The sequence below is a fragment of the Halolamina salina genome, assembly GCF_054653455.1.
Genome location: NZ_BAAIGE010000002.1, coordinates 1,187,427 through 1,199,479, shown reverse-complemented (window position 1 = coordinate 1,199,479; position 12,053 = coordinate 1,187,427). Strand labels below are relative to the sequence as shown.

The 12,053-nt window shown below is 70.7% G+C and carries 14 protein-coding genes; 12 read left to right on the top strand and 2 right to left on the bottom strand.

Annotated features, from left to right (window positions below; all coding sequences use genetic code 11):
- Positions 1-109: 109 nt before the first annotated feature.
- From ACYQZ5_RS06645 to ACYQZ5_RS06635, 3 genes are all read left to right on the top strand, one after another.
- On the top strand, positions 110-670 hold the full coding sequence (locus tag ACYQZ5_RS06645) for a plastocyanin/azurin family copper-binding protein (RefSeq protein WP_379731443.1): 561 nt from the start codon (positions 110-112) through the stop codon (positions 668-670).
- Positions 671-777: 107 nt separating this feature from the next.
- Entirely contained in the window at positions 778-1,149 is a 372-nt protein-coding gene (locus tag ACYQZ5_RS06640; protein WP_379731444.1) for a helix-turn-helix domain-containing protein, read from the top strand.
- Between the two features lie 91 nt (positions 1,150-1,240).
- On the top strand, positions 1,241-1,681 hold the full coding sequence (locus tag ACYQZ5_RS06635) for a DUF302 domain-containing protein (RefSeq protein WP_379731445.1): 441 nt from the start codon (positions 1,241-1,243) through the stop codon (positions 1,679-1,681).
- A gap of 167 nt (positions 1,682-1,848) precedes the next feature.
- Here ACYQZ5_RS06635 and ACYQZ5_RS06630 read toward each other — a convergent pair whose 3' ends face one another.
- Entirely contained in the window at positions 1,849-2,268 is a 420-nt protein-coding gene (locus ACYQZ5_RS06630) for a desampylase (RefSeq protein WP_379731446.1), read from the bottom strand.
- A 120-nt stretch (positions 2,269-2,388) separates the two neighbouring features.
- On the bottom strand, positions 2,389-3,408 hold the full coding sequence (locus ACYQZ5_RS06625) for a PLP-dependent cysteine synthase family protein (protein ID WP_379731447.1): 1,020 nt from the start codon (positions 3,406-3,408) through the stop codon (positions 2,389-2,391).
- A gap of 191 nt (positions 3,409-3,599) precedes the next feature.
- Between ACYQZ5_RS06625 and ACYQZ5_RS06620 the strand changes: the two genes are divergently transcribed.
- The 9 genes from ACYQZ5_RS06620 (at position 3,600) to ACYQZ5_RS06580 (ending at position 12,015) form a co-directional block, all read left to right on the top strand.
- A complete protein-coding gene (locus ACYQZ5_RS06620; protein WP_379731448.1) occupies positions 3,600-3,899 on the top strand; it encodes a sulfurtransferase TusA family protein in 300 nt (99 codons plus the stop codon).
- The gene (locus tag ACYQZ5_RS06615; RefSeq protein ID WP_379731449.1) at positions 3,899-4,222 is read left to right on the top strand and encodes a rhodanese-like domain-containing protein; all 324 of its coding nucleotides are present in this window, start codon (positions 3,899-3,901) and stop codon (positions 4,220-4,222) included. The genes ACYQZ5_RS06620 and ACYQZ5_RS06615 overlap by 1 nt, the downstream gene beginning before the upstream one ends.
- A 402-nt stretch (positions 4,223-4,624) precedes the next feature.
- On the top strand, positions 4,625-5,905 hold the full coding sequence (locus ACYQZ5_RS06610; RefSeq protein ID WP_459845558.1) for an MFS transporter: 1,281 nt from the start codon (positions 4,625-4,627) through the stop codon (positions 5,903-5,905).
- Positions 5,906-5,959: 54 nt separating this feature from the next.
- A complete protein-coding gene (locus ACYQZ5_RS06605) occupies positions 5,960-6,589 on the top strand; it encodes a hypothetical protein (RefSeq protein ID WP_379733055.1) in 630 nt (209 codons plus the stop codon).
- Entirely contained in the window at positions 6,586-7,869 is a 1,284-nt protein-coding gene (locus ACYQZ5_RS06600) for a hypothetical protein (RefSeq protein ID WP_379818409.1), read from the top strand. Before ACYQZ5_RS06605 ends, ACYQZ5_RS06600 begins: the two co-directional genes overlap by 4 nt.
- A gap of 95 nt (positions 7,870-7,964) precedes the next feature.
- Positions 7,965-8,606: a PH domain-containing protein gene (locus tag ACYQZ5_RS06595; protein ID WP_379732972.1), complete on the top strand. Its 642-nt coding sequence runs from the start codon at positions 7,965-7,967 to the stop codon at positions 8,604-8,606.
- Positions 8,603-10,213 (top strand): PH domain-containing protein, encoded by a 1,611-nt coding sequence (locus ACYQZ5_RS06590; RefSeq protein ID WP_459845556.1) that lies wholly within the window; start codon positions 8,603-8,605, stop codon positions 10,211-10,213. Before ACYQZ5_RS06595 ends, ACYQZ5_RS06590 begins: the two co-directional genes overlap by 4 nt.
- A gap of 85 nt (positions 10,214-10,298) precedes the next feature.
- Positions 10,299-11,297 (top strand): nicotinate-nucleotide--dimethylbenzimidazole phosphoribosyltransferase, encoded by a 999-nt coding sequence (locus tag ACYQZ5_RS06585; RefSeq protein ID WP_459845555.1) that lies wholly within the window; start codon positions 10,299-10,301, stop codon positions 11,295-11,297.
- Positions 11,287-12,015, top strand: coding sequence for an adenosylcobinamide amidohydrolase (locus ACYQZ5_RS06580; protein ID WP_459845553.1), 729 nt, complete (start codon positions 11,287-11,289; stop codon positions 12,013-12,015). Before ACYQZ5_RS06585 ends, ACYQZ5_RS06580 begins: the two co-directional genes overlap by 11 nt.
- Positions 12,016-12,053: the final 38 nt, after the last annotated feature.

The following is a 12,053-nucleotide window of genomic DNA, read 5'->3' as shown; positions in this document are numbered from 1 at the left end:
GGAACGAACCGGCTTCAGTGTCGTACCGCGATGGGGGTCAATCGACCGCGGTTTCCCAGCGTCTGGGATTCCGCCGAAGTCGCCTTTCGGTGGAGCACCAATCCGGGGTATGGATCGCCGACAGGTACTGAAGGCTGCTGGGTTCGCCGCGACCGCAGGACTGACCGGGCTCGCCGGCTGTAGCGCGCCGTCGGACGAGACGGACACGCCCTCGGGCGACGGGACGGACACGTCGAGTGGGGGCGGGTCGGGCGGCGGCACCACGACCGTCGAGATGGTCACCAGCGACGACGGGAGCTACTACTTCGACCCGATCGGGCTGTTCGTCGAGGCCGGCACGACCGTCACGTTCGAGAACGCCAGCGGGAACCACTCCGCGACGGCGTACGCCGAGTCGAACGACGCCGCCGAACGCATCCCGGAGGGGGCGACGGCGTTCGACAGCGGGATTCTCAGCGAGCAGGGCGCGACGTTCGAGCACACGTTCGAGACGACCGGGACGTACGACTACTTCTGTCTCCCGCACAAGAGCCTCGGCATGGTCGGCCGCGTCGTCGTCGGCGAGGCGGGCGGCCCCGCCGAGGGGAGCATGCCGCCGGACGGCGACGTCCCCGAGAGCGGGACGATCGTCGATCAGGGGTCGGTGAGCTACGACGAGTTCTCGGGCTGACGCCCCGTCGCCGTTCCGCGTTTCTCGCCGTTCGCGCCGTGTCGATTAGCTCTCCTTGTCGTGCCGGGACCGGGCAGCATTTCCGGCACAGTCCCCGATTTCTGGTGATGGTTCGCCTGGCTCCAGAGGACGTGTCGTCGCTGGAGGCAGTCCTCGAGGCGCTGGACGACGGCGACTGCCGGACGATCCTGCGTGAGACGGCCGAGCCCACGACCGCGACCGAGCTGGCCGACAGCTGTGGGATCCCCAGGTCGACGCTGTACCGGAAGCTCGAACTCCTCACCGACGCCTCGCTCGTCCGGGAACGCGAGACGATCAACCCCGGCGGGGGCCGGACCACGCGGTACGAGCGCGACTTCGACGACGTGACCATCGCCCTCGGCGAGGACGACGAGTTCTCCGTCACGGTCGAGCGACCCGCCCGGGACGCCGACGACCGGCTCGCGGATATCTGGTCGAAGATGGGTGAGGGGCTGTAAACGGCGGTCGTCCGCTCCTCGCTCTGCCTCGAACGGGAGTGAACGCGCCAGCCCGAAGGGTTTTGTACTGACGGCACAATACTGTACACGAATGACGCTCCCTATCGATCCGAGCCAGATCGACCCCGACGACATCGGCGAAGCGCAGACGACACTCGAGATGGACCACGACGAGGCGGTCGAACACGTCCGCGAGGTATTCACCGACGCCGGGTTCGGGATCCCGGTGGAGTTCTCGCCCTCGGCGATGCTCAACGAGAAGATCGACGCCGGCCGCGACCCCTACTACGTGCTCGGCGCCTGCAACCCCGAGATGGCCGACCGCGCGCTCGACGCCACCGACAACGAACTCGGCGCGCTGATGCCGTGTAACGTCGTCGTCTGGGAGGAGGAACCCGGAAAACAGCGCGTCTACCACGTCTCGATCATGCGCATCGCGCGACTGCTCGGCATGGCGCCGGACGACGAGGAGATGGCCGACATCGTCGCCGACACCGGCGAACTCGTGGACGAGGCGTTCGAGAACCTCTAAGTTCGACCTTTTGCTGCGGGGCTCGGAGCGCCCTTGCAAACGCTCGACCATCACCAGAAGCCTCCTCGCTCCCGTCGTCTGCGGGCGACCCACGCGTCGCCCGTATGGCCTGAGAGACGGCTCCGCCGACTGACGCGGATCCTGGGATCGACCCCCTCGACTCTTCTTCAGCGATCGACCACGCGAACCACTTCCTGCTCGAACCCCGCATCGTCGCCCTCCCACCGCCACGACCCGAGGTACGGGTAGCCGTCGAACGCACAGATCGCGTAGGAGTAGCCCGACCACGCCGCCCGATCGGCGTCGGTCTCGCTGGGCTCGGTCGGCCCGGCGGGGTGGGTGTGGTAGAACCCGACGACCTCCAGCCCGGCCTCTTCGATCGCCTCGATGACTTCGAGCTGTTCCTCGGGGTCGATGTAGTACCGGATCTCGGGCGTGTCGGCGACGTTCTCCGTCGGGTAGGCCTCGACGACGGTGCTCTCATCCTCGCCGTACTCGCCGGCGAGGACGCCACAGACCTCCTCGGGAGCACCGTCGTAGCCGGCGTAGACGACGTCGTCGTACGCCTCGCGTGCGAACTCGATCACGGTCGCGTTTCCGCGGGCGGGAAGAAAACCCCGGCGCCACTGGCGACGCACTCTCCGTCGAACCGCGTGCGCGTGATCCCCCCGCCAGCGGCGGCCGGTAGAACGGACCCGTTTTCCGCGTCAGTCGTCGCCGTCGAGGTACTCTTCCCAGAGCGGGATGTCGGCGTACTTGTCACCGCGATCGCAGAGCGGGATCACCACCACGTCCTCGGCGTCGAGTCCTTCCTCCTCGTGGAGTTGGTGGACCGCCTGCACGCCCGCACCGCTTGAGGTGCCGACGACGAACTGGCCGTCGACGCGCAGGTGCTCGCGGACGGTTTCCTCGTCGTGCTGGCCCGTGTCTCGGATCGGAATTTCGCGGTCTTGGAACCGATCACGGAGCTCGCGGGCGCGCTCGTAGGCTGCCTCGGTGTCGACGTACAGCTTGTCGTCGAGCACCGACTCGTCGTACGTCTCGGGGTGGTACTGGTCGCCCGAACGGAGGTACTTCAGCCCGTCAATCGCGTGCAGCGGGTTCGCGGGCTCGAAGCCGACCACTTCCACGTCGCCGCAGTCGTGGAGCCCGCGGCCGGTGCCGGTGACGGTGCCGCCGGTGCCGACGCCGGCGACGAAGTGGGTCACCTCGCCGTCGGTCGCCTCGTCGATCTCGGGCGCGGTCGTCCGCTCGTGGGCGCCGGGGTTGTCGGGGTTCTCGTACTGGTTCGGGCGGTAGTACCGCTCCGGGTGCTCGTCGATCAGTTCTTCGCAGCGTTCGATCACCGCGTCGTAGCCCAGATCGGCGTCGACGAAGTGGATCTCCGCGTCGGCGTCCCGGATGGCGTCGACCTTCCCGCTGCTGGCGTCGTCGGGGACGACGATCTCCACGTCGTACCCCCGCGCGGTCGCGACGCGGGCGAGCTCGCTGCCGGTGTTGCCGCTGGAGGGCTCGATGACGGTGCGGTCGCCGTCGAGGTCGCCGCGTGCCTCGGCGCCGTCGAGCATCTCGCGGGCGATGCGGGACTTCACCGATCCCCCGCCGTAGTCGGCGGTGTAAAGATTGAACCACTCGGCTTTGCCGTAGACGGTCGCCGGCACGTCGACAGCGAGCTCCACCAGCGGCGTCTCGCCGATAGTGGACTCGTCGACGGTGGTCTCGGCCATACGTGGAGTAGGCGACGGAGCGGTGAAGGCTCTGACGCAAGCGATGTCAGTTACGTTACCTCACGGCGCGTGGCCCGCCGTCCGTTCCGCCACCCGGTCCCGGGATCGACGCCCGATGGTGCCGCTCCGAGGTAAGGGAGAGGACTGCGGGCGGCGAAACCGGTATATCCCGCTGTGTCGTGGTTTCGATCATGAGTCACGCAGACTGGGAGGCCGTCGTCGACTCCCCCGAAGAGCTCGACGACGAGACCGCGGAATCGCTCCTGTCGGAGGCGGCGACGGTGCAGGACATGACAGGCGAGGTGTGTCCGTACCCGCAGATCGAGGCCAAGAAGGCGATCCAGAGCCTCGAGGGGGGTGAGCTGCTCGTCCAAGAGACCGATCACGTCCCGAGCACCGAGAACGTGCCCAAGTCCGTCGATGACCAGACGGAGGCGCAGGTCTGGCGCAGTGGCGACGGGCTCAACCGCATCTTCCTCAGGAAAGCGTAATGGTCGACGAAATCACCCCCGAGGAGGTCAACGAGAAGCTCGGCGAGGACGGCGTGCAGGTGATCGACATCCGCCCGCCCGCGGCGTTCGAGCAGGGGCACATCCCGGGCGCGATCAACATCCCGATGTCGGAGCTTCCCGCCCGCGTCGACGACGTGGAGTGGGGCGACGACGTGATCGTCGCCTGTCCGATCGGCCAGTCGTCGGTGCAGGCCGCCCGGCTGATCGACTCCTTCGAGGGCATCGAGGCCGACGACGAGGTCCGGAGCATGGCCGGCGGCTATCAGGACTGGGAGTACGAGCTCGAGACCGGCGAGAACTGATGGGAGCACGCGCCGCGAGCAGTCACCGTTTCTGTCGCTCGGACTGAATCTCCGAGAACGATCGTGAACCGCTACCTCTTTTACCCACGTCGTCGACGCCCCCGACAGAGGCGTCGATGTACCGCCGGCTCTCGGTTCGTCCGGTGTTCGATCCGACCTCGCCGCCGGCCGCGCGGCGGGCCCGATAGCTGCAGCACTCGGGTTCGCTTCGCTACCACGCCGGTAGCCGCACTCCTTCGATCGAACACGCCAGATGCCGAACGCCACCGAGCCCGCGGCACACCGCCCGGGCTCACACGACGCCGAACCGCTCGCCGACCGTCAGTCGCATCGCTCCCGTCCGCCGGGACGCGAACCGAACGCTCCACGCAGTCTGCGCGGTCCCCACGGGGGTGATCGCCGATGATCCTGCCCGACATCGGGCGGGACCACCCGCTGCGGGCCAACCGCGACTTCCGGCGGTTCGTCGCCGGGCAGTTCGTCACGAACGCCGGGGACAGCCTCTACACCGTCGCGGTGCTATGGCTCGTCTTCGAGCTCTCCGGCTCGACGACGCTGGTCGGCGTCGCGAACGCCGTCCTGCTGCTGCCGTGGCTGCTGCAGGCGGTCGCCGGCCCGATCGTCGATCGCTTCCCGGTGAAGCCGCTGCTCGTCGGCTCCCAGATCGTGCAGGGGGTCGTCGTCCTCGTCTTCCCGCTGGCGGCCGCCGCAGGCCGGCTCGACGTCGACCTCCTGCTCGCCGTCGTGCCGATCCTGATGCTCGCGACGCTGGTGATGGGACCGATCGAGGCGACGCTGGTCCCGCGGATCGTCGCCGACGACCGGCTGCCGCAGGCCAACTCCGCGCTCGCGACGGTGACGCTCGGGCTGGACATGCTGTTCGACGCCGTCGGCGGTGGGCTGATCGCGCTCGTCGGCCCGACCGCGCTGTTCCTCGCCGACGCGGTCACGTTCGCGCTCGCGGCACTCCTGTTCGCCCGGATCGGGATCCCGCGGGTCTCGCCCGACGACGCCGACGGCTCGGTCGCCGCGGCGGTCCGGTCCTACGTCGACGACATGCGCGAGGGCGTCGAGATTCTCCGCGGCACGGCGTTCGTCGAACTCGTGCTCACCACGGCGGTCGCGAACTTCGCGACGGGCGTCACCCTCGCGGTGCTGCCGGCGTTCGGCGATGCCGTCGGCGGCCCCGCGGTGTACGGCCTCCTGCTCGGCGCGCTCGGGACAGGCCGGCTGCTCGGATCGGTCGTCGGCCCGCGGTTCGAGGGCGTCCGCTACGGCCGATTCCTGATCCTCGGCAACGGGCTGGGCGCCTGCGCGTGGCTCGCGTCGGTGCTCGTCCCCTCGACGCTGCTCACCGTCGGCCTGTTCGCACTCGCGTGGATCCCGGCCGGCGCGAGCGGCGTCCTCACGGCGACGCTGAACCAACGGCTGTTTCCGGCCGACCGGCTGGGCCGGGTGTCCGCGATCAAGGGGACCGCCTCCGGCGCGACGCTGCCGCTCGGCTCGCTGCTCGGCGGCGCACTCGGCGACGCGATCGGCCACGGGACGGCGATGGCGCTCGCCGCCGCCGGGTTCGGCTTCACCGCCGCGTACGTGCTCGTCCGCCCGCGACTGCGTACGCTCCCGACCGTCGCGAGCGCGGAGCCGGCCGACTTCGGCGTGACGGTGGCCGACGAGTCGTAGGGTTCCACGCCGACCACCGCCTTCTTGGCGGTCTGCCCACATCGTCGACGCGGGATGGTCCCCAGCGAAACGACAGCCTCCAAGACCGCGAGACGGAGTTTCCTCACGGGCGCCGTCGGCGTCGCCGCGGCGCTGGCCGGCTGTAGCGGCTCCGAGAGCCACAGCTCCCCGCCCGAGGACGGCACGATCGTCACCGATCACGTGACTGCGACGACGCGATCGACGGGCGATCGCCCGCCGATCGTCGCCCCCCGGGAGGACGCCGGGGGGAACACCGACGACGGATCGACGGCCGAGCCGATCACCCTCCACACCGTCGAGAGCGAGGACGGCGCCGAGGCGTTCGAGTTCGCCGAGGACGCGACGAACGTCGCCGCAGCCCGCCGGCTCCTCGCGGAGACGGACTACGACAGCGAGTCGGTGTTCGTCTTCCAGACCCGCATCGGCGAGTGCTACCGGCTGAAACTCAACTACGTCACCCGCGGCGACGACGGCGACCCGAACATCCAGTTCTGTCGGGTGATCCGCGACGCCCACACCGCCTGCGAGCGCGAGGCGTCCGACCACACGGCCGCACTCGTCCGACTCCCGTTCCCCGCTGACGGGTACGACGGGCTCTCAGCGGGCAGCGGCGGGAGCTGTGACCCGATCCCGGACCGGTACAACGGGAGTGATTCGTCGTGAGCCGGCTCACCCGCCGCTCGGCGCTCGCGGTCGTCGGGACCGCGCTCGCTTCCGGACTCGCTGGCTGTAGCGGCACGGGTTCGTCGGAGTCGACCGTCGAGTACGACAGGTCCGCGATCCGGGCGCTCCCGGGCGATCTCCCGCGGGTCACCGCCACGATCCCCGTCCAGCCGACCGAGGAACACCTCGCGGCCGCCCGCGAACGCGTCCGGTCGCTGCTCGACGGGGCAGACGTCTCGGCGGTTCCCAACGCCGCCGTCCGGCACGAACTCGCCGCCGAACGCGACGCCGCACGGGGCGCGCTCTCACAGGATCGCGACGGAGAGACCCGCGCCGACGCACTCGCCGGGCTCACGCACCCCCGCTCGGAGGCGATGTTCGTCCACGCCGGCCTCGCCGCGTTCGACGGCGAACTCACCGCGGCCGACGTGACCGAACGCCGCGAACGCCACCACCAAGATGCGACGGCGTTCCTCGACGACTACCGCCACGCTGGGCCGGCTGACGACCCCGTCGCCGCACTCGCCGAGCACGCCGAGATCACTGACTGGGGCCACACTGGCGTCCGCCTCACTCGAGCGAACGAACGCCACGAGTACGAGAACACCGTCCTCCGCGTCGCCGAACTCGCACAGGGCGTCGAGTGGGGGCGGGCCTACGCGGCGGACGCTCGCCACCTGCACGAGCACTACGTCTCGACGTTCGACGACCCTCGCGATTACGGGGCGCGTTTCGAAACCGTCGCGGCGACGCTCGTCGAGGAGGTCGAACCGCACGCGACGCCGCCCGACTGGGACGCGGTGGGGAGCGAGATCGACCGCGACATCGCTGACACGGCGGGCGAGACGCTCCTCGAGGAGCTGACTCGGAGCCGGTGGACCGGCGCACGGAACGCCGTCGATCGCCGCGACGGCGGGCGCCCCGCCGGCGCGATCACCGCCGTGATGCGTGCCCTCGCGGCCGACGGCGCGCTCGCGGACGCGGAGGCGGCGGTCGCCGACGGCGAGTACGGCGTCCCCGAGTCGATCGACCCGATCGCCGCCGAACGCACCGCCGCCGTCGACGGCCTCCGGACGCTCCTCGATAGCTCGCCCGCGCTGCTGGCGCGACGGCTGGCACAGATCGTCCATAGCCGGATACAGAACGCCGACGAACTCGTTCGGTCGGGCGCCGTCCCCGAACCGGGGCGCTCCCTGTACGCGGAGTACGCCGCCGCGAACCTCCTCGCAACTGCCGCGCCGACTGTCGCCGAGCGAGTCGGCGATGCAGTGACCGACTGAGAAGACTCGGCGAGAAGTGTTTTCGTCGAGTACGACGACGCGGAACGGTCCGCGACGGCGGTACGATTAAGCCGCCGTTGGGCCACTGTTCCGGCATGAGCGACCCTCCCGACGACGGCACCGCTGAGGACCCCCCATCGGCGAGCATGGCGGAACCGTCGTCGCCATCCGAATCCGGACCGGACGCGGACGACCAACCCTCCGTCGCGGCCGAGGCGGGGATCGACGAGTCGGTCGTCGGCGTCCCCCGCGAACTGGCGTCGACGGTCCGCCTGCAGTGGATCGTCGGGTCGACGATCGGCGCGCTCGTCGCCGGCGTCGTGCTCGGGGTGATCGCCTACTTCGTCGGCACCCGAACCGATCTGCTCGCCCCGGGTATCGAGTCCGCCGCCCGGATCGGGATCGCCGTCTTCGCGCTGTTCGCGCTGTTCGGCGTCGTCCGGGCCGTCCTGCTCTACCGCTCGTGGGAGTACGTCGTCCGCGCGGACTCGCTGTTCCTGAGCCGCGGCGTGTTCACCCGTGTCCGGACGGTCGTCCCATACGTTCGCGTCCAGCACATCGACACGACGCGGAGCCCGCTGGAGCGCCTGCTCGGCCTGTCGACGCTGGTGGTCTACACCGCCGGCTCCCGCGGCGCGGACGTGACGATCCCCGGACTGACGCCGGACCGCGCGTCGACGCTGCAGGAGCGCCTCGAACGGCTCACCACCGAGTCCGAGGAGGAAGACGCGGTATGACCGACGGGGAGACGACGGGCGAGGCACCGCTCACCGGGCGCGTGTTCCGGCTCCACCCGCTGTCGGTCCCCTACCGGCTCGTCGAGAACGGGCTGGGGCTCGTCGTCGCCGCGCTGTTCATCGGTCCCCCGGCGTTCGGCGCGGTCGCGGGCGCGGTCGGCGTCACGCTCGCGCTCGCGCTCGCCGGCCTCCTCGCGGTCGCCGCCGTCGTCTACGGGATCGCCTACTACCGCCGCTTCGAGTACGAACTCACCGCCGACACGTTCGACATCCGCTCGGGCGTGTTCGCGAGACGCGAACGGGAGATCCCGCTGGGCCGGATTCAGAACGTCGACATCAGCCAAAACGTGGTCCAGCGCGCGCTGGGGATCGCCGAACTCCGCCTCGAGACCGCCGGCGCGAGCGGGAGCGAGGCCCACCTACAGTTCGTCGGCGAGGATCGCGCGGGGCGGCTGCAGGCGGAGATCAGCCGACTGAGCCGCGGCGGTGAGGAGACCGCGGAGGAGACCGACCGGTTCGAGACGGTGTTCGAGATCGCCGACCGCGAACTGGGCGTGCTCGCGCTGGTGTCCGCCGACGCCCAACTGCTCTCGATTATGTTCGTCGTCGGCTCGGTGTTCATGCCCACGATCGGCTCGATCGTCGGCGCCGAGTGGTTCTTCGGTGCCGAGGCGGGGCTGACCGGACTGATCGGGCCACTGGCCACGCTCGCGGGGATCCTCGCGCTGGGACTTATCTACGGCGCCATCAACGCGACGCTGTACTACGGCTTCACGCTCCGCCGCGGCGACGAGGAACTCCGCTACGAGCGGGGCCTGCTCCAGCGCTACAGCGGGACGATCCCGCTCGGGAAGGTCCAGTCGCTCACCATCGAAGAGAACGTGCTCGCGCGGGCGCTGGGCTACGCCTCGCTGGAGATCGAAACCGCCGGCGGCAGCGGCGGCGAGGGCGGGCAGGACACCTCCCAGTCGGCGGTCCCGATCGCCCGGCGCTCGCGGGTGTTCGAGCTCGCGAACTCGATCGAACCGGCCGGCGAGATGGCGTTCGAGCGCCCCCCCAAGCGGGCCCGCGAGCGCTACGCGGCGCGCTACGCGGGCGTCGTCGCGCTCGCGACCGGGCTGCTCTACGCGATCCAGAGCGTCCTCGAAGCGTCGTTCGCCTGGTGGGCGCCGCTCGGCCTGCTGCTGCTCGTCCCGGTCGCCGCCCACCTGAAGTGGCGATCCCGCGGCTACTACGTCGGCGAGAATCACGTCGTCACCCGGAACGGGTTCTGGGTCCGCCGGCTGAAAGTCGTCCCGTACTACCGGGTGCAGACGGTGTTGAGCTCCGAGACGGTGTTCCAGCGGCGCCGGCGCCTCGGGACGGTGACGATCGACACGGCGGGCGCGCGCAGCCTCATCGGCGACGACGCCGCGGCCGTCGATGTGAGCAGCGAGACGATCGAGCGACTCCGCGAACACGTCGCGGACGCGCTGTACGAGTCGCTTCGGCGCCGGCGCCGGTCGGAAGCGGACGAGCGTTCGGCGGAGCGTTCGGCATCGGCAGAACGTTCGGCGTCGAGCGAGCGGTCGGTGACGACGGAGTATCCGGCCGACGAGCGCGAATGAACCGTCGACGCCGGACCGTGCTTTTCAGGTTCGTGCCCCGCGAGAGCCACACCATGAGCCACAGCGCGACCCCGATGGAGGGAGCGTGACGTTCGTCCTCGTCGCCGGCACGACCCAGACCGCGGCGATCGACGGCATCAGTGCGGCCGGGGAGACGCCAGCGTCGATGGCGCACACTCCCGCGGCCGACGCCGAGATTCTCGCGTACGGCCGGCCGGTGTTCGCGCCGATCGTCCCCGTGAGTCCCGCGGGCTGCCCGACCCCCGGGCTCGTCACCCGGGCAGTCCGCGACCTCGTCGATTTCGACCTCGTCGTCGCCGACGCCGGGATGGCCGGGGAGACGGCCGCACCGACCGTCGCGTTCGGCGACGAACCCGGCGGGGATATCCGGACCGCCGAGCCTGTCGCCGACGCCGGCACGATCCGGGAGTCGGCCCGAGCGTTCGCCGCCGCCCACCCCGACGACGAGTTCGTGATCGGGGAGACGATCCCCGGCGGGACGACGACCGCGATGGGCGTCCTCCGGGCGCTGGGCGAGTCCTACGGCGTCTCCTCGTCGCTGCCCGCGAACCCCCTCGACCTCAAGCGCGAGGTCGTTTCGGACGCGCTCGCCGCCAGCGACCTCGACGCGGGCGATCTCGGCGGGCAGCCGACCGAGGCGATCCGGCGTGCCGGCGATCCGACGCTCGCGGCCACCCTCGGCCTGCTGGAAGGCGGCCTCGAACGTGGCGCGTCGGTCACGCTCGCGGGTGGGAGCCAGATGCTCGCCGTCGCCGCCCTCGCCCGCCACGCCGGCGTGGCCGAGCCGTTCGAGATCGCGACCACCTCGTTCGTCGCCGAGGACGACGGCGTGGCGATCCGCGCGGCCGCCGACGCGCTCGACGTCTCGCTGCGGGTGACCGACCCCGGGTTCGAGCCGGGCGAGCACGTCGCGACGGACCACTACCTCGACGGCGTCGCGAAGGAGGGTGTCGGGATGGGCGGCGCGCTCAGGCTCGCCGACTCGGCGGGCGTCCCGACGAGCGCGGTCAAGGAGCAGTTGTTCGAGCGCTACGGCGCGCTCGTGGGGGACGATGGCGTTTGAGTCGACCGTCCGCGAGGCCGTCCTCCGAGTCGACGCGTCCGGCGCGCGCTGGCTGTCGAGCGAGCCGGACGGTGGGTTCCGCGACGCCGACGCCGCGTACAACGTCTCCGTGCCGACCGGGTCGGACCGAACCGACCTCGACGCCTACGCCGCCGAACGCCGGGACCGCGCGGGGTTCGACACCCCCGGCCCGACGCTGTTCACCGGCGTCGACATGGAGCACCTGTGCGGCGCCCGGGCCGGCTCGGTCGTCGCCTACGCCACCGCGGGGATCTCCAACCCCGCGGCGCTCCCGATGGCGCCGACCGATCGGGAGGAGAGTACAGCCGAGGGAGACGAGGACGCCACCGAATCGGACGATGACAGACCCGTCGGGACGGTGAACCTGCTCGTCGGGACGACCAGAGCACTCGACGACGGCACGCTCGCGAGCCTCTACGGCGTCGTCGTCGAGGCGAAGGCGGCGACGCTGCTCGCCGAGACGGGGTTCCCCGGGACGACGACCGACGCCGCGGTCGTCGGGACGCTCCCGGCGGGCGAGCCGGCGGCGTTCGCGGGCAGCGGAACCGACGTGGGGGACGCCGCTCGCGCCTGTGTCCGGGAGGCGCTGCGCGGGAGCCTGCGATCGCGCTACGCCGAGCGGTCGCTCCCCGACTCAGCCAACGATGCCGAGCACGGCACGGCCACTACTCGGCGCGCGACGACGTTCGACCCCTGAGCCGCAACGCTTAGCGCCCACCCGTCCAACGCACGAGC

Coding starts and splice junctions, on each gene's coding strand:
- ACYQZ5_RS06645 (WP_379731443.1), top strand. CDS start 110: ATGGATCGCCGACAGGTACTGAAGGCTGCTGGGTTCGCCGCGACCGCA.
- ACYQZ5_RS06640 (WP_379731444.1), top strand. CDS start 778: ATGGTTCGCCTGGCTCCAGAGGACGTGTCGTCGCTGGAGGCAGTCCTC.
- ACYQZ5_RS06635 (WP_379731445.1), top strand. CDS start 1,241: ATGACGCTCCCTATCGATCCGAGCCAGATCGACCCCGACGACATCGGC.
- ACYQZ5_RS06625 (WP_379731447.1), bottom strand. CDS start 3,408: ATGGCCGAGACCACCGTCGACGAGTCCACTATCGGCGAGACGCCGCTG.
- ACYQZ5_RS06620 (WP_379731448.1), top strand. CDS start 3,600: ATGAGTCACGCAGACTGGGAGGCCGTCGTCGACTCCCCCGAAGAGCTC.
- ACYQZ5_RS06615 (WP_379731449.1), top strand. CDS start 3,899: ATGGTCGACGAAATCACCCCCGAGGAGGTCAACGAGAAGCTCGGCGAG.
- ACYQZ5_RS06610 (WP_459845558.1), top strand. CDS start 4,625: ATGATCCTGCCCGACATCGGGCGGGACCACCCGCTGCGGGCCAACCGC.
- ACYQZ5_RS06605 (WP_379733055.1), top strand. CDS start 5,960: ATGGTCCCCAGCGAAACGACAGCCTCCAAGACCGCGAGACGGAGTTTC.
- ACYQZ5_RS06595 (WP_379732972.1), top strand. CDS start 7,965: ATGAGCGACCCTCCCGACGACGGCACCGCTGAGGACCCCCCATCGGCG.
- ACYQZ5_RS06590 (WP_459845556.1), top strand. CDS start 8,603: ATGACCGACGGGGAGACGACGGGCGAGGCACCGCTCACCGGGCGCGTG.
- ACYQZ5_RS06580 (WP_459845553.1), top strand. CDS start 11,287: ATGGCGTTTGAGTCGACCGTCCGCGAGGCCGTCCTCCGAGTCGACGCG.